The organism is Enhygromyxa salina (genome assembly GCF_002994615.1).
Lineage (GTDB): Bacteria > Myxococcota_A > Polyangia > Nannocystales > Nannocystaceae > Plesiocystis > Plesiocystis salina_A.
This window is the reverse complement of record NZ_PVNK01000201.1, coordinates 14,039-30,384: the sequence shown is the minus strand read 5'-3', so window position 1 is coordinate 30,384 and position 16,346 is coordinate 14,039. Positions and strand designations below refer to the sequence as shown.

Sequence of the window (16,346 nt, the reverse complement as noted above, 5' to 3'; positions counted from 1 at the left end):
TCCGCGGTCCGGAGCGCTCGGCGCAGAATCCTCCCCGGAGCTCGAGGCCCCTGCGCGGGCGATTTCGCGGGTCCGAGCGGCCCATCTCGGCGGCCTCTGGCTGTCTGACCTGGAGTCGTGGAAACCCGCCGACGGGTGCTCTAACCTGCCGCCCGCATGCCTGACGCAGCCAGTCCGCTCGTGCGGGAGCTCGCCAGCCTGGCCCGCCTCGAGCTGTCCGCGGAAGAGGCTGCAGGCTTCGGCGCCCAGCTCGAGACGATCCTGGGCTACATCCAGCGGCTCCAGAGCGTCGAGGTCGAGGGTGTGCCCGAGTACCTGACCGCCGAACAGGTGCGATCGGGTCTGCGCGATGACCTCGAGCGCCCGGAGCTCGATGCGGAGCAAGCGCTGGCTGGAGTGCCCGTGGTCCGCGATCGACTGGTCGCCGTGCCCCGGTTCAAGGACTGACGAAGTGGGCGCAGCGGGCGACATCCTCGAGCTCTCGGCCCGCGGCCTCGCGGCGGCGATTCGCGGCGGAGAGCTCTCGGCCAGCGAGGTCGCGCGCGCCTACCTCGAGCAGATCGACGCGCTCGAGCCCAGCCTCCACGCCTATCGCCGCGTGACCCCGGAGCTGGCCCTGGCCCAGGCGGCGGCGGTCGACGACGCTCGGCGAGCGGGTCAGGCGCTCGGTCCCCTCGCCGGGGTCCCCGTCGCGCTCAAGGACATCTTCGTGACCGAGGGGGTCGAGACCACGAGCGGCTCGGCGATCCTCGCCGGCTGGATCCCGCCCTATCAGGGCGCCCACGCCCGACGCCTGGCCGAGGCCGGCGCGGTCCTGCTCGGCAAGCTCACGATGGACGAGTTCGGCATGGGCTCGGCCAACGAGAACACGCCCTTCGAGCCGGTCCACAACCCCTGGGCCCTGAGCCACGTCGCGGGCGGCAGCTCGGGCGGCAGCGCGGCCGCGGTCGCGGCTCGCTCCTGCGCGCTCGCCCTCGGCAGCGACACCGGCGGGTCGATCCGTCAGCCCGCGAGCCTGTGCAACCTCGTCGGCCTCAAGCCGACCTACGGCCGGGTCTCGCGCCACGGCATGATCGCGTTCGCGTCGAGCCTGGATCAGGCCGGGCCGATGGCGCGCGAGGTCGGGGACGCGGCCCTCGCCCTCGGCGTGCTCGCGGGCGCGGACCCCCTCGACGCGACCAGCCTCGACGCGCCCGTGCCCGACTACCTCGCCGCCGTCGATCAGGGCGCGCGCGGGGGGCTCGACGGCGCGAAGATCGGTGTCCACCGCGGGGCGCTCGAGCTCGAGGGTCTCGACGCCGACGTGCGCGCGCGCTTCGAGGCCAGCTTGACGCGCCTCGAGGACGCGGGCGCGCGCGTCGTCGACATCGAGCTGCCGCACTTCGAGCACGCGGTCGCGACCTACTACGTTCTGGCCACCGCCGAAGCGAGCAGCAACCTCGCGCGCTACGACGGCGTCCGCTACGGCCACCGCAGCGCCGCCGACAGCCTGCGCCAGACCTACGAGGCCACGCGCCACGACGGCTTCGGCCCCGAGGTCAAGCGCCGGATCCTGCTCGGGACCTTCGTCCTGCGCGCCGAGTCCTACGCCGACTACTACGGCCGCGCGATGAAGGTCCGGACCCTGATCGCCCGGGACTACGCCCGCGCGTTCGAGCGCTGCGACCTGATCGCGAGCCCGACCGCGCCCATACCGAGCTGGCCGCTCGGGGCCAAGATCGACGATCCGCTCGCGCTCTATCTGCTCGACATGTTCACGATCGGCGCCAACTTGGCCGGGCTCCCGGCGATCTCGATCCCGGCCGGGTTCACGAGCGCCGCCCCGCGCCTGCCGATCGGCGTCCAGCTCATCGGCCCGCGCCTCGCCGAGCCCGCGCTGCTGGGCGCGGCCGCGGCCCATGAAGCGCGCTGCGATTGGCACCGCGAGCAGCCCCAGCTCCTGGAGGCGCGAGCCTGATGCCGATCCCCGACTACGAGGTCGTGATCGGGCTCGAGGTCCACTGCCAGCTGGCGACCGCGACCAAGATGTTCAGCGCCTGCGCGTGCTCGATCGGCGGCGAGCCCAACACCCGGATCGACGCCTACACCCTCGGCCTGCCCGGCACGCTCCCGGTCCCCAACCGCGTCGCCGTCGACCACGCCCTGCGCCTCGCGCTCGTGCTCGGCTGCGAGGTCCAGCCGCTGTCGCGCTGGGCTCGCAAGCACTACTTCTACCCGGATCTGCCCAAGGGCTATCAGATCACCCAGTCGGATCAGCCCTACGCGACCGGCGGCGCGATCGAGATCCCCGACCACGCCGCGGCCGACGACCCGCTCGCAACCAAGCGCATCCCGCTCCAGCGCATCCACATGGAGGAGGACGCGGGCAAGAGCACCCACACGGGCGAGCACAGCCTCGTCGACTACAACCGCGCGGGCGCGCCCCTGGTCGAGATCGTCTCGTTGCCCGCGCTGCGCTCGGCGGCCGAGGCGGCCGACTACATGCGTGAGCTCCGGACGATCGTCCGCTACCTCGGGATCTCCGAGGCCAACATGGAAGAGGGCACGCTGCGCTGCGACGCCAACGTCTCGCTCCGAGCCTGGGGCGCGGCCGAGCTCGGGACCCGCTGCGAGATTAAAAACCTCAACTCCTTCAAGTTCCTCGAGGCCGCGATCCAGGCCGAGGTCCGTCGCCAGGCCGACCTCCTCGATCGTGGTGAGCCCGTGGTCCAGTCGACGATGAGCTACGACCCCGGCCGGGATCAGACCAAGGTCATGCGGACCAAGGAGGCGGCGGCCGACTACCGCTACTTCCCCGAGCCCGACATGCCGCCGCTTCGGATCGACGCGGCCTGGATCGCCGCCGCCCAGGCCGAGCTCCCGCGCCTGCCGTGGCCCCGTCGCCGCGAGCTCGTGGCCCTCGGGCTGACGGCCTACGACGCCGGCGTGCTCACGGCCGAGCGCGAGCTCGCCGACTACTTCGACGCCGCGCTCGACGACCCGAGCCGCGCCAAGGCCCTGTGCAATTGGATCACCGGCGAGCTGCTCAAGCTGCTCAACGCGAGCGAGCGCGGCGTCGCCGACTGCCCCGTGACCCCGGCCGCGCTCGCCGAGCTCGTCGGCCTCGTCGAGGACGGCACGCTCTCGGGCCGCGTGGCCAAGGTCGTGCTCGACGAGGTCTTCCGTGACCCCTCGCTGTCGCCGCGCGCGATCGTCGAGCGCGACGGCCTCCGCCAGGTGTCCGACGCCGACGCGATCACGGCCATGGTCCGCGAGGTCGTCGAGCAGCACCCCGAGCAGCTCGCCCAGCTGCTCGCGGGCAAGGACAAGGTCCGGGGCTTCTTCGTCGGCCAGGTCATGCGCGCGTCGCAGGGCCGGGCCAACCCCCAGCTGGTCCAGCGCGCGCTCGCGACGGTGCTCGACGAGCTCCGCGCCGCCCGCGGCGAGGTCGAGGACTGACATGACCATCACCACCAAGCTCGACACCAACCCCGACACCTACGCCGGCCTGCGCCCGGTCCAGCTGCGCGAGGACGGGCGCGCCCTGGTGCTCCTCGATCAGCGCCAGCTGCCGCGCGAGAGCGTGTGGCTCGAGCTCGACGCGCTCGAGGACATCGCCGTCGCGATCGAGACGCTCACGGTCCGCGGCGCCCCGGCGATCGGCTGCGCGGCGGCGATCGGGCTCTACGTCGTCAGCCTCGGCCTGCCCGAGACCCAAGCCGAGTTCCTCGCCGAGCTCGAGGCCGCGAGCGCGCGCCTGGCCGACACCCGACCGACGGCCGTCAACTTGTTCGTCGCCCTCGACCAGCTCCGCGCGGCCGTGCAAGAGCAGCTGCGCCGCGAGCCCGAGGCCGAGGTCGCCAAGCTCCGCGAGGTCCTGCGCGCGACGGCCCTCGACCACGTCCGCGAAGACTTGCGCGCGTGCCTCGAGCTCGGCGCCCACGGGGCCGCCAAGCTCCCAGCTGGGGGGATCTTGACCCACTGCAACACCGGCGCCCTCGCGACCTCGGGCCACGGGACCGCGCTCGGCGTGGTCCGCAGCGCGTGGGCGCTCGGGACCAAGCTCCACGTGTTCGTCGACGAGACCCGGCCGCTCTTGCAAGGCTCGCGGCTGACGGCGTGGGAGCTGGTCCACGACGGCATCCCCTGCTCGCTGATCTGCGACAACATGGCCGGCGCGATGCTGGCCCGCGGAGAGATCCAGGCGGCGATCGTCGGCGCCGATCGCATCGCCCGCAACGGCGACGCGGCCAACAAGATCGGCACCTACACGGTCGCGGTCTTGTGCAAGCACCACGGCGTGCCCTTCTACGTGGCCGCGCCATGGACGACGATCGATCTCTCGCTCGCGTCGGGCGCGGCGATCCCGATCGAAGAGCGCAGCCCCGACGAGGTCCGCGTTCACGGCGGCGCGCTCCGAGCCCCGGCCACGGTCCCGGTCCGCAACCCGGCCTTCGACGTCACGCCGGCCGAGCTGATCACCGGGATCATCACCGAGCGCGGCGTGTTCGAGCCCGGGCAGCTCGCGCGAGCCGGGCGCTGAGGTAGTACAACCGCGGGCATGGATCTCGACCCGATCTCCGCGCTCCATCCCCGCCTCGACGCCGACCGCCAGCTGCTGATCCTCGAGCTCGATCACGGCAAGGCCAACGAGATGGGCAGCGAGCAGCTCGCCGCCTTCGAGGCCCTGTGCGCGGGGATCGAGCAGCCCGGCGAGGCCGCGCCGATCACCTGCCTGTGCACGACCAGCCGCCGCGTCAGCAAGCGCGGCACGCCGATCTTCATCGCCGGCGCCAACGTGACCGAGCGCGTCGGCTGGGACGACGCCCGGGTCAAGGCCCACGTGATCCGTCAGCGCAAGCTGATGCAGCGCCTGCGTCGGCTGCCGCTGTTCAACGTCGCCCTCAGCACGGGCGTGACCCTGGGCTGGGGGACCGAGTACATGCTGACCGCCGACTACTCGATCGCGACACCCGCGGCCAGCTTCGCGCTGCCCGAGACCGGCCTGGGCATCATCCCCGGCGCGCGCGGAACCGCCGAGCTCGCGAGCCTGGTCGGCCCCGCCCACGCCCTGCGCCTCGGCTGCACGGGCGAGTCGATCGACGCGAGCGAGGCCCAGCGCGTCGGCTTGATCCAGGAGCTCGCGCCCGACATCGAGGCCGGCCTCGCGCGGGTCGAGGGCTTCGCCGCGAAGCTCTGCCGTCGCTCGCCGCTCGCGGTCGCGAGCTTCAAGGCCGCCCTGCTCGACGGACTCGGTCGCTGCGAGGCCGAGCGCATCGAGCTCGAGGAGGCCGCCTACGAGCGCTGCGTCGATCGGGGTGAAGCGGCGATCGGCCGCGCCAGCTTCGCGGCGATTCGCGCGGGCGAGACCCCCGCGTGGGGCAAGCACAGTTAGACTGAAGTCTGAGGGGCTCGTCGTGATCGGGTTTCGCGCGCGCCCTCTCGGGCGGTATCAACCCCCGCGATGGGGCGTAGTGCCATGGGGCATCTCGTCCCCGTCACCACACGGCGCGTGGGTCAAACCGTCATTTTGATCACGAACTCGTTCCGGGGTGGCGGGGGTGGCGAGGGCGCACGAGCCTGAAGCTCGCATTGCTCCCTGGCTTTGGATCAATTCACGTTCTTTTGGCCAGTATTGGTGCTCCGCCCACCTACTGTACGCCCGCGCTACTAGCCAGTGCTTTTTATTGGTGTAATAAAAGTGATCCGAGATACCCAGAGTTTTCCCTCTCATCATCCACCAGTCGACGGCGCTGTTGTGCCGGCCAATCGCGGTGGATACAGTCCAGCCGCGGCCAGCGCAGCTACGCGTCGATGACCGATATCCCGAAAAAAATCGCGGGGCGCTACGAGATTAAAGAGCTCCTCGGGAAGGGGGGCTTCGGAGCGGTCTACCGAGCGGAGGATGAGCTCGAGGATCGCGAAGTCGCGCTCAAGGTGATCCGGACCGACGCGTCCCTGGACCCGCGTGGAACCCGCTCGAAGTCGGCCGAGCCGCAGTCCTCCGGTCGCTCGGCCTCATCGTCACGCTCGCGTTTCAGGGGCTACAGCCGAGCGAGTCCGCGCACGAGTCGTGGGTTTGTGTCCGGCGCCTCGCCGACGCCGAACGACGACATCACCGAGGCGTTCAAGGACGAGTTCCTCCTCCTGACCAAGCTCCACCACCCGAATCTCGCGACGGTCTACGAGTTCGGTCGATGCGACGAGTTTGACGGGGTCTACTTCACGCAGGAGCTCGTCGAGGGCGTCTACCTCAGCGACTTCCTCGACGGCAAGCCGCGCGAGGTCGTGGTCGACATGTTCGTGCAGCTCGCGCGGGCGCTCGACTACATCCACGCCCTCGGCCTCGTCCACGAGGACATCAAGCCGACCAACGTGCTGATCGCAACCCGCGACGACGCCCAGGCTCAGGCCAAGCTGATCGACTTTGGCCTCGCCCGCGTCCTGCGCAAGGGACCCGACGGCGAGAAGAAGCGGGCCCAAGGCGAGGGCGACGAAGAAGAAGACGAAGACGACGACGAAACCGTGATCGGGACGCCAGGTTTCTCCGCGCCCGAAAAGATCCGCGGCGAGAAGACCGACAGCCGCTCAGACATCTACTCCCTCGCCGCGACGATGTACGCGGCGATCCGCGGCAGCAAGCCCTTCCCGTCGCGCGACTTCGAGGAGGCCCTGCGCGCCCAGAAGGACTGGCGGCCCGAGCTCGCCGGGGCCCTGCTCAAGCAGTCGGGCCCGGTCGTCGCCGAGCTGATCGGCCGGATGCTCCACCCCGATCCCGAGCGCCGGCCCCAGAGCGCCCGCAGCATCGTGCTCGAGCTCCTGCGCCGCGAGCCCTCGCACATCCGCGAGCGCCAAGACAGCAAGGTCGACCGGGCTGACTTCGCGCGGGTGTTCGTCGAGCACCTGCCCTTCGCCGATCGTCAGAGCTACCTCGATCTGCTCCTGACCCGGGCGACCGACGTGCTCCTGCCCGAGGACTCGGCCGAGAGCAGCCGGACCCGGGGCAGGAACCGGCTGATCCGCACGATCATCATCGAGGCGCCCGAGGGCATGGGCAAGAGCCGCCTGCTCGACGAGCTCCGCCGCGAGATCCAGATCGGCGGCGGGCTGTTTGTCGAGAGCTCGTGCTGGACGACCGAGCGCACGGCCCTCGGCGCGTTCGGCCCGGTCGTCGTCCAGCTCGCGACCGCGCTCGGTGAGCGCTCGAAGGTCGTCGCCGACTACGCCGAGCTGCTCCAGCTCGCCCGCGACCGCGGGACCGACGAGCGCGCGGCCGGGCGCCTGATGGAATTTTTGATCGCCGCGTGCCGCGAGCGGCCCTACTGCCTCCACCTGTCCGAGCTCGCCAGGGGTCAGACCGAGTTCATGCGCTTCGAGCAGCTCACGCGGGCGGTCGATCACAACGAGGCCCCGCTGCTGCTGTGCGCGAGCTCGACCCCGCACACCAAGCTCGCCCCGCTGCTCGCGACCTTGACCCGCGACCAGCTGGCCGAGACCTGGAACCTGCGCCCCTTCACCCGGCGTGAGATGCACTCGGTCCTCCAGGGCGTGCTCGGCGACACGAACGCGATCCGCGACCTGGTCAAGGCCCTCGACAACCTCACCGGGGGCCACCCCCTGAGCTTCCGCGAGACCCTGCGCGTGTTGATCGAGGAGGGCATCCTCGTCCGCGACGCCGACGACTGGTCGTTCCGCTCGAACTCGCCCGCGGCCCAGAACCTCCACCAGACCCTGGCCCAGCGGTCCGAGGCCCGGCTCGACGCCCAGGGCGTCAGCGCGTGGGAGATCGCCAGCATCCTCTACCTGATCGAGGCCCCGATCGAGGAGACCCAGCTCGAGCAGCTCAGCGATCTGCGCAAGAGTCGGTTTCGCCGGGCGCTCGATCGGCTCGAGGGCGAGGGCCTGATCGTCCGCAACGCGTCGTCGGGCAACAGCCAGATCACCCTCGCGCACGAGTCCGTGCGCGAGGCCGTGCGCCGCCGCTACTGCGACTCGCTCGACGAGACCCGCCTCGACCTCGCCTCGCGGATCGACGAGCTCGAGGTCATCGACAGCAACTTCGTGTTCCTCAAGGTCCGGCTGCTCGACGACGCGGGCGAAGGGCTCGAGGCCGTCGACACCCTCGAGGAGGCCGCCGCCGGGCTGTTCGCGGTTGGCCAGGCCCAGCTCGGCGCGGCCGTGCTCGAGCGCCTGATCCGGCGCCTGCGCCAGCACGGCGGGACCGCGGCGATCCCCCGCCTGCTCGAGGCCAAGCTCTTGCTGCTCAACCAGGGCGCGGGCGCCCTCGACGACCCCCGCCGCGAGGCCGCCCACTACGAGGCCGGGATCCTGCTCGCCGAGCTGATGCGCGACTTCCGGGCTCAGTCCTTGTTCTGGCTCGGGCTCGCCGATCGCTACACCGCCGACTTCCTCGACGACATGGAGGTCACGCTCTATCGCCTCGAGCGCGCGGCCGCGGCCGCCGAGCGAGCCCGCGACCGGGTCCTCGAGCTGCGCATCTCCAACCGCCGAGCCGAGGTCCTGCTCCAGGCCGGCGAGATCGAGCAGGCCGGGTCCTACTCGCGCAAGGCCATGGCGATCCTCGACCTCGACGACGCCAACGACGTCGACGTCTGCCACATCATCGGCGTGCGCCTGCGCTGTCTGTCGCTCTCGGGTCAGCTCGGCGAGGCCCGGCGCCTCCACGAGATGGGCAAGCCGATCGCCGCCCGCGTGCCCGTCGTCCAGCGTCAGAGCTACCTGTCGGGCATCGCCTTCCTCGCCGTGCTCGGCGGCGATCCGGATCGGGCGATCCCCGAGACCGAGCAGGCGATCGACCAGATCCGCGCGGCCAAGGTGCCCCGCTTGTTGCACACCCCGCTGCACAACCTCGGCGACCTCTACCTCCGGGCCGGCCAGCTCGAGCCCGCCGCCACGGCCTTCAACGAGGCGATCGACATCGCCGCGCTGTTCGGCCTCGACCAGGCCGTACACCTCAACCGCGGGTTCCTCGGCTACACCCTCGCGCGCCTCGGCAAGGTCGAAGACGGCGCCGAGCAGCTCGCGTCCGCGCGCCAGAGCATGCAGCAGGGCTCGGGTGACCAGGTCACGCTCCAGCAGCTGCGCCTGCTCGACGCCGAGGTCGCCCACATGATGGGCCAGACCCCGCGAGCCCGGCGCGAGCTCGAGGAGATGCTCGCCGACTTCCACTCGACCAACGAGATCAGCTTCGTCCACTGGGCCCAGGACGCGCTCGCCCGGATCGAGCGCGACATCGGGACCAACTTCATCGAGGCCGCGAGCACGCCCGAGCTCGCTAGCACGCCCGACGAAGACACCGTGCGAACGCGGCCGATTTAGACCGCCGCATCGAGCTCCTCATCTGCCCGGTATCGAGCTCCTCATCTGCCCGGCATCGAGCTCCTCATCTGCCCGGCATCGAGCTCCTCATGAGCTTGGCCGCGAGCGGCTCATGAGCTTGGCCGCGAGCGGCTCATGAGCTTGGCCGCGAGCGGCTCATGAGCTTGGCCGCGAGCGGCTCATGAGCTTCGCCGCGAGCGGCTCATGAGCTTCGCCGCGAGCGGCTCATGAGCTTGGCCGCTGGGTTAGGTCGCGTCGGAGGGCGAGTCGGTGCCCGCGCGGCCTACGCGATGGGCGAGCCACAGGCACAAGGCGGCGTTTCCGGCCAGCCACAGGCGGTCCCAGCCGGCGCCGCCGGGGACGCCCTCGATCAGGGTTGGGAGGACGACGGCGCCGTGGACGAGGAGGGCGGCCCAGCCGAGGCTGAGGCCGGCCAGGAAGCCGCGCAGCGACTTGATCTGCAGGAGCACGACCGTGAGCAGGACCGGGAGCAGCGCGGACAGGAACAGGCCCGAGCCCAGCCAGGTCGTGAGGCCGCCGAGCATGTAGGCGGCGGGCATGGTCACGGCGCCCACGCTGAGGCCGAGGCCGGCGACGAGGCCGGTGCCGGCGATGAGCTTGCGGCGGCGGGCGCTGCCGGTCATCGCGGCTGCGCCGATGCCTGCGAAGCCGAGGCCGCCGAGACCGACGAGGCCGAGGAGTCCGGCGAAGCCGAGGCGCTCGCCGCGGTAGCTCGAGCGGGCCGCGATCGCGGCCGCCTCGGCGTCGATGATCCCGGCGCCGTACTCCTTGTCCCACTCCTTTTTGTTGGGGTGGACGGCGGTCTCCTTGAGGATCCGCTCGACCTCCTTGGGGTTGGTCACACCCTGCGCGACGATCATCCCGGCGACGCCGGCCGCGTGGGGCGAGGCCATCGAGGTGCCCTGGAACCACAGGTAGTCGTTGCGCGAGGGATCTTGGATCGCGATCGTGTTTTGAAGCACGCCGTCGGGCTGGCCGTCGCCGTTCTTGTCGCTGCGGGTGTCGCCGCCAGGCGCCGAGATGTCGAGCTGCTTGCCCCAGTTGGAGTAGAAGCTGCGCTTGCCCTCGTAGTCCGTGGCCGCGACCGCGACCGAGCCCTCGTAGGCGGCCGGGTAGGACACGCGCGAGCGCTTCTCGTTGCCGGCCGCGCACACGACCGTCACGCCCTTGTCGTGGGCGTAGGCGACGGCCTTGGCCATGACGCGCGAGGGCAGCGGGCCGCCGAGGCTCATGTTGATGACGTCGGCGCCGTTGTCGGCCGCGTAGCGGATCGCGTTGGCGATGTCGGCGACCGAGCCGCCCCCTGTCGCGCCGAGGACCTTGAGCGGCATGATCTTGGCCTTGTGGGCGATGCCCGCCACGCCGACCCCGTTGTCGGTCGCCTGGGCCACGGTCCCGGTCACGTGGGTGCCGTGGGCGTGGTCGTCGAGGCCGTCGGGCAGGCCGTTGCTGACGAAGCTCTTGCCGTGGACGAACTCGATCCCGGCGAGGTCGGGCACGGCCTTGGCGCTAACCTTCTTCCACTCGAGGTCCTTGTAGGCGACGCCCGTGTCGATGACCGCGACGGTCGCCCCGCGCCCGCGGGTGTGCATCCACGCCTCGGGCACGTTGATCGCGTCGAGGTGCCACTGGAGCTTGTACATCGGATCGTTGGGCACGAAGCGCGGCCGGGGGGGCTTGGCGATGTCGGCCCCGTCGTCGACCTGATCCTGATCGAGGACGCTGAACGTGCCGCTTGGCAGCGAGTAGGTCACGTCGGCCTCGACGCCCTCGATCAGCGGGTGATCCGCGAGCTCGCGCTGGAGCGCCGCGAGCTGCTCGGGGCTGCCATGGACCCGCCACAGGTGCTCGGTCTCGCTGTAGAAGCCGGCCGGCTCCGCGCGCAGCCCGAGCGAGCGAACCAGGCGCTCGAGCTCGGCCTCGGACCCGCCCTCGCCGTCCTCGGGCTCGACCAGATCCAAGAGCAGCTGGCGCCCGTCCTGACCCTCGGCGAGCTCTTGCTCGATCGTGGTCTGCGCGATGTCTTCGGCGCGGAGTCCGTCGTCGACGTCTCGGTGTTGCCAGGCGAGCAGGCAGCTGAGCCCAAACAGGGCGCTTCCAGCGAGGGCGAGGCGAGTGCGTGTGACGACGGGGGCGTTTCGTTGCATGGACGTTGGGGCCGCGCTCGGGCAGCGGCGGGAATTATAGGGCGCGTGGGGTCCTGGTGCACGCCCGGGCTCAGCGCCAGCTCAGGCACATCAGGATCCTGACCCAGGTTGATCTCGATCGTCTTCGACAGGGCCCCGAGCGGCAGCGCGGGCCCGAAGGTCATGAAGGGATCCTCGAGCACCCGGCCGAGCTCCGAGATCAGCGCGAAGCTCAGGCCCACGAGGATCGTCAGCGGGATCGCGATCCAGCCGTTCCCGTAAAGATCAGGCGGTCGGCGGAAGAGGCCGTGTTCTCGACCCGCTCGCACCCGCCTTGGATGTCGAGCAGATGCTCGAGACCGCGGGTTGAGGCGTCGACTCGGAGCCTGCGTCCTCCACCGCCGGTCAGCCACTCACGGCCTCGCGCTCGCCCTCGCCCTCGGGCTCGTACGAGGTCGAGACCAGCTGAGGGGGGAATCGACGCGGAGCCTTGAACGTCGACGGCGACCATGTCGCAGCGAGATCCCCGGCAGCTCCTCTCGCTCCCGCTCGTCGCTGCGACCCGCACTCGATGAGAGCCCGCGGTCACCACGCATCCCAACCCGAGGGCTGGCACATCCGACAAGGACAAAAAGACCCCGCAGACGAGGTCTGCGGGGTCAAAATGGGTGCCCAGGGACGGAATCGAACCGCCGACACGGGGATTTTCAGTCCCCTGCTCTACCGACTGAGCTACCTGGGCGCTCGGCTGCGGGGGCGTAGGGTTACTCTGTCGGCGAACACCCGTCAAGCGTCGAGGTCCCGCGACGAGCCCCCGATCGGCCAGCGCTCGGGTGGGGGGCGCCGCGAGCGGCGCAGTCGAGCCCAGACCCGGAGGTCGGGTCCGCAGGGCGGCGTTCCGGACCCGCGTCACCGATGGTGTCACCGACGGACCGACGCTGACGAAGAACCCGCGAGTTTCCGCCGCGGGTTGCAACACTTGCATGCAATCAGTCGCGATATTCAATCGCTACATGATATCTTCGAAATCACCCACTTAGCCTGGGCTCGAGCCCCCACCAGCGGGTGGGCCTCGCCGAGCTCCAAACGAGGGAACATCGCGGTCTGTCGGTCGAGGCGGCGAACGGTGACGAACGGTGACGAACGGTGACAGCGCTTCGCGTCGGTGATCCCCCCGTGACAATGGGGTCAATGACCGTCAGGGGGTCGAGGGTGCATATTGACATCGCTTGGAGGTTTTCGACCCATGCTGTTGAGATTGCCAGACCCCGCCACCCGGGCCCGCGCCCGCGCCGACGATCCTGAGACCGACCCCGGGCCCGAGCCTGGCCGGGGAGCGAGCCCGACCGCCGAGCCTGGTCCGAGCCTCGCGACCGAGCGCGAGCTCGCGGTCGAGTTCGTCGGCTGCTTCGAGGGCTGGAGCCTGGTCACGGTCGCCTGCGACCACCGACCCTACTGGCTCCTGACCGAGCTCAGCGGCGCGCTCGGGGTCGAGGATCCGACCCACCTGCTCGCGGCCCTGGCCCAGCGCTGGCTCGAGTCCTGCCCCGAGGGCGCGATCGTTCAGCTCGTCGGCGGCGACCGACGCGAGCTGCTCGACAAGCTCGACCGCGCCCACGTCGTGCTCGCGCCCACCCACCATCGCAAGCCGATCACGCTCCTCGGTCCGCCGGCGATCGACGAGCTGTGCGCGTGCTTCGACAGCGCCACCGCCCGGCGGCTCAAGGCCCACCTGCGCGACCAGGTCGTGCCCGAATTCCACGCGTGGGAGCGAGCCACCCGCGCGCTCGAGCGGCCGATCTTGTCGGTCGACGCAGCCGCGATCGCGGCCAACCGGCTCGAGTTCGAGCGACGCTGCTTCGAGGCCGCGGTGCTCGAGCGCCTCCTCGATCGCCTCGAGCAGGCCGGGCTGGTCGCGCCCGATCTGCTCACGGCCCACCGCGTCGTCGCGAGCGAGCTCGCGCTCGGTGGCTGTCTCGAGGACTACCGAGAGTCCCTCGCCCACGGCTGGTCGACGCCGACCCAGATCGCCGAGAGCTGGTGCGGGATGACGGCCATGCGGGTCGGAAAAGTAATCGCTCACCTCGGCCTCAAGGGCAGCCGCGCCCACTCCCGGGCCTTCCTCAACAAGGCCCGCGGTCACGACCGCACGGTGATCAGCCACGTCTACAGCCCGGCCGCGGTCGGGCTCATCGAACGCGAGCTACGAAGTCGAGGTCACCGCCGCTGCGCGGCGCTCGACGAGCTCGAGACCACAGGAGCCGCTACATAGATGGGTACATCCAACAAGGTTCGCGTCCGCTTTGCCGTCGACGATGACGAGCACGCCGACAAGATCATCGCGCTGCTCGAGGCCCTCGGCTACGCGCCGGTCCGCGAGATCGACCACGACTCGACCCAGACCCGGCTGCGCTGGGCGGTCGCGCGGCTGACGACCCAGGCCCGGCTGACCGAGCGCGAGCGAGACATCCTCAGCCGCGTGCTCCATGGCCGACAAAACGCCGAGATCGGCGATGAGCTCGGGATCAGCAAGGCGACGGTGAAGTGGCACATGCACAACATCTTCACCAAGACCGGCGCGGGCTCGCGCGAGGCCCTGCTGCGCGAGGCCCTGCAGCTCGGCGGCGGCGCCCGACGCGAGAAGCCGCGCGGTGACGAGCGTGAGCTCAGCTCGACGACGCCAGTCAGCGACGACGGCGACAAGGCCGACGCCGGCGACCCCGGTGACGACGAAAACGCGTGACCCTGCTACAAGCGCGGGTCGATGACCCAAGCGCCCCCGGACCCGCCCAAACGCCCCGTCTCACGCGAGCTGTTCGGTGAGCGCCTCGTCGACGACTACGCGTGGCTACGCGACCGTGACGATCCGGCCGTCCGCGCTCACCTCGAGCTCGAGACCGCCCGCGCCGAGGCGCTGCTCGACGCGCGCACGGGCGAGCTGAGGGCCCAACTCTACGCCCAGATGCGCGCGCGCATCAAAGAGGACGATCGCTCGGTCCCGAGCCCGGACGGGCCGTGGTGCTACTACTCGCGGACCGAGGTCGGCGACGAGTACCCGCGCCACTGCCGACGGCCCCGGGCGTCCGAGTCGGCGCCCGAGCAGGTCTACCTCGACGAGAACCGGCTCGCCGAAGGCCACGAGTACTTCGGGCTCGCCGCCCTCGCGATCAGCCCCAACCACCGCCTGTGCGCCTACGCGGTCGATCTCGACGGCGACGAGATCTACACGATCCACATCCTCGACCTCGACACGGGCGAGCTGCTGCCCGACACCCTGCCCGGCTGCGGCAGCTCGCTGGCGTGGGCCGACGACGGCGTGCTGTTTTACACCCGCCTCGACGACGCTCACCGCCCGTGGCAGGCCTGGCGCCACCGCCTCGGCCAGGCTCCGAGCGACGACCAGTGCGTCCACGACGAGCCCGACGAGAGGTTCTACGTCTCGCTCTACCGCACGCGCTCGCGCGCCTACGTGGCCCTGAGCATCGACTCGAACGCGAGCTCGGAGATGTGGCTGATCCCGAGCGCGGCCCCCGAGGCCGCGCCGAGCCTGGTCGCGGCCCGACGCGAGGGCGTCGAGTACGGGCTCGCCCACCGCGGCGAGCAGCTCTTCGTGCTGACCAACGACGGCGCGCGCAACTTCGCCGTCGAGCTGTGGCCGCTGCCGGGCGCCGCGGGCCCGAGCGCCCGGGTGTTCATCGCCCACCGCGACGAGGTCCTGATCGAGGACATCGAGGTGTTCGCCGATCACCTCGTGGTCTGGGAGCGCTGCGAGGGTCTCCAGCGCATCCGCGTGGTCCCGCTCGCGCCGATGCCCACCCACGCGGGCGACGACGACGCGCCCGCCCCGGGCGAGCACCTGATCAGCTTCCCGGATCCGACCTACAGCATCTGGTCCGGAGCCAACCGCGAGTTCTCGACCTCGACCTTGCGCTTTGGCTACACCTCGCTGACCACGCCCGCGTCGATCTACGACTACAACCTCGACAGCCGAGAGCGGGTCCTGCTCAAGCGCCAGGAGGTCGTCGGTGGCCACGACCCCTCGGACTACGAGAGCGCGCGGGTCTGGGCGACGGCGCCCGACGGCGCGCGCGTGCCGATCTCGCTGGTCTGGCGCGGGTCCCTCGACGGCCCCCGACCGCTGCTGCTCCACGGCTACGGGGCCTACGGCATGACCATGGATCCGAGCTTCTCGCGCATGCGCCTGAGCCTGCTCGAGCGCGGGCTCGTGGTCGCCATGGCCCACACCCGCGGCGGCGGCGAGCTCGGCCGTCACTGGTACGAGGACGGCAAGCTCGCGCACAAGCACAACACCTTCGATGACTTCATCGCCTGCGCCGAGCACCTCATCGCGGACGGCTGGACGAGCGCCTCGCAGCTGGCGGCGACCGGGGGCAGCGCGGGCGGGCTCTTGATCGGCGCGGTCGCCAACGCGCGCCCCGAGCTGTTCACCGCCCTCGTCGCCGACGTCCCCTTCGTCGACGTCCTCAACACCATGCTCGATCCCAGCTTGCCGCTGACGATGATGGAGCGCGACGAGTGGGGCGACCCGACCACGCCCGAGGGCTTCGCCTGGATCCGGGCCTACTCGCCCTACGACAACGTCCGCGAGCAGGCCTACCCCGACATGCTCGTGCTCGCGGGCTGGAACGATCCGCGCGTCGGCTACTGGGAGCCAGCCAAGTGGGTCGCGCGCCTGCGCGAGCGCAAGACCGACGCGCGCGAGATCTTGCTGTGGACCAACATGGGCGCGGGCCACGGCGGCGCCTCGGGCCGGTTCGAGTATCTGCACGAGATCGCGCTCGAGTACGCCTTCTTGATCGATCGCCTCGGCCTCCCGGAGCAGCCCCCGGCCTGACCCAGCCCGGCCTGATGCAGCCGGCC

Annotated in this window: 10 protein-coding genes, 1 tRNA gene and 1 pseudogene; 9 read left to right on the top strand and 3 right to left on the bottom strand. The window is 70.8% G+C overall.

The window, feature by feature from the left end:
* The first annotated feature begins 156 nt into the window (after window positions 1-156).
* From gatC to ENSA5_RS23355, 6 genes are all read left to right on the top strand, one after another.
* The gene (gene gatC / locus ENSA5_RS23380) at window positions 157-447 is read left to right on the top strand and encodes an Asp-tRNA(Asn)/Glu-tRNA(Gln) amidotransferase subunit GatC (protein ID WP_106393910.1); all 291 of its coding nucleotides are present in this window, start codon (window positions 157-159) and stop codon (window positions 445-447) included.
* A gap of 4 nt (window positions 448-451) precedes the next feature.
* Complete coding sequence (gene gatA / locus ENSA5_RS23375; protein WP_258182991.1) at window positions 452-1,957, top strand: Asp-tRNA(Asn)/Glu-tRNA(Gln) amidotransferase subunit GatA; 1,506 nt, start codon at window positions 452-454, stop codon at window positions 1,955-1,957.
* Window positions 1,957-3,438 carry an Asp-tRNA(Asn)/Glu-tRNA(Gln) amidotransferase subunit GatB gene (gatB, locus tag ENSA5_RS23370; protein ID WP_106393908.1) on the top strand — a complete coding sequence of 494 codons (1,482 nt, stop codon included), beginning with the start codon at window positions 1,957-1,959 and terminating at the stop codon, window positions 3,436-3,438. The genes gatA and gatB overlap by 1 nt, the downstream gene beginning before the upstream one ends.
* Window position 3,439: 1 nt before the next feature.
* A complete protein-coding gene (gene mtnA / locus ENSA5_RS23365; protein ID WP_106393907.1) occupies window positions 3,440-4,522 on the top strand; it encodes an S-methyl-5-thioribose-1-phosphate isomerase in 1,083 nt (360 codons plus the stop codon).
* Window positions 4,523-4,540: 18 nt separating this feature from the next.
* The gene (locus ENSA5_RS23360; protein WP_106393906.1) at window positions 4,541-5,374 is read left to right on the top strand and encodes an enoyl-CoA hydratase/isomerase family protein; all 834 of its coding nucleotides are present in this window, start codon (window positions 4,541-4,543) and stop codon (window positions 5,372-5,374) included.
* 686 nt (window positions 5,375-6,060) lie between these two features.
* Entirely contained in the window at window positions 6,061-9,318 is a 3,258-nt protein-coding gene (locus ENSA5_RS23355) for a serine/threonine-protein kinase (RefSeq protein WP_181198058.1), read from the top strand.
* A gap of 245 nt (window positions 9,319-9,563) precedes the next feature.
* On the opposite strand, the gene ENSA5_RS23350 is transcribed toward ENSA5_RS23355, so the two are convergent.
* The 3 genes and pseudogenes from ENSA5_RS23350 to ENSA5_RS23345 all read right to left on the bottom strand — a co-directional run bounded on the left by ENSA5_RS23350 (window position 9,564) and on the right by ENSA5_RS23345 (window position 12,207).
* Window positions 9,564-11,486: a S8 family peptidase gene (locus ENSA5_RS23350; protein ID WP_106393904.1), complete on the bottom strand. Its 1,923-nt coding sequence runs from the start codon at window positions 11,484-11,486 to the stop codon at window positions 9,564-9,566.
* A gap of 116 nt (window positions 11,487-11,602) precedes the next feature.
* Window positions 11,603-11,794, bottom strand: a pseudogene (locus tag ENSA5_RS39950) (hypothetical protein); the annotation flags it as partial.
* 340 nt (window positions 11,795-12,134) lie between these two features.
* Window positions 12,135-12,207: transfer RNA gene (locus tag ENSA5_RS23345), tRNA-Phe, on the bottom strand.
* Between the two features lie 504 nt (window positions 12,208-12,711).
* On the opposite strand from ENSA5_RS23345, the gene ENSA5_RS23340 reads away from it, so the two are divergent.
* The 3 genes from ENSA5_RS23340 to ENSA5_RS23330 are packed head-to-tail and all read left to right on the top strand — an operon-like array spanning window position 12,712 to window position 16,320.
* The gene (locus ENSA5_RS23340) at window positions 12,712-13,737 is read left to right on the top strand and encodes a hypothetical protein (RefSeq protein WP_181198057.1); all 1,026 of its coding nucleotides are present in this window, start codon (window positions 12,712-12,714) and stop codon (window positions 13,735-13,737) included.
* Entirely contained in the window at window positions 13,738-14,208 is a 471-nt protein-coding gene (locus ENSA5_RS23335) for a LuxR family transcriptional regulator (protein ID WP_106393902.1), read from the top strand.
* Between the two features lie 21 nt (window positions 14,209-14,229).
* A complete protein-coding gene (locus ENSA5_RS23330) occupies window positions 14,230-16,320 on the top strand; it encodes a S9 family peptidase (RefSeq protein ID WP_106393901.1) in 2,091 nt (696 codons plus the stop codon).
* Window positions 16,321-16,346 lie beyond the last annotated feature (26 nt).